Raw genomic sequence first — 645 nt, forward strand, 5'->3', positions numbered from 1 at the left:
GTCACGTACGGCAGGTTGACGTCGGTCTGCTGGGTCGAGGACAGCTCGATCTTGGCTTTCTCGGCCGCTTCCTTCAGACGCTGCATGGCCAGCGGGTCGCCCTTCAGGTTGATGCCGCTTTCCTTCTTGAACTCGTCGACGAGGTAGTCGATCAGGCGGATGTCGAAGTCTTCGCCGCCGAGGAAGGTGTCGCCGTTGGTGGCCAGCACTTCGAACTGATGCTCGCCGTCGACTTCGGCGATCTCGATCACCGACACGTCGAAGGTACCGCCGCCCAGGTCATAGACGATCACGGTGTGGTCGCCCTTGGCCTTGTCCAGGCCGTAGGCCAGCGCCGCCGCGGTCGGCTCGTTGATGATCCGCTTGACGTCGAGGCCGGCGATGCGGCCGGCGTCCTTGGTGGCCTGGCGCTGGCTGTCGTTGAAGTAGGCCGGAACGGTGATCACCGCTTCGGTGACCGGCTCGCCGAGGTAGTCTTCGGCGGTCTTCTTCATTTTCTTCAGCACTTCGGCGGAAATCTGCGGAGGTGCCATCTTCTGGCCCTTCACTTCCACCCAGGCGTCGCCGTTGTCGGCCTTGACGATGCTGTACGGCACCATCTGGCTGTCTTTCTGTACCACGTTCTCTTCGAAGCGACGGCCGATC

The 645-nt window shown here is 62.5% G+C and carries 1 protein-coding gene; it reads right to left on the bottom strand.

Annotated features, from left to right (window positions below; genetic code table 11):
* Positions 1-645, bottom strand: a 645-nt coding sequence (locus AC061S_RS44525) for an Hsp70 family protein (protein ID WP_478691589.1), incomplete at both ends; no start/stop codon positions are given.

It is taken from the genome of Streptomyces sp. CA189 (assembly GCF_056428985.1).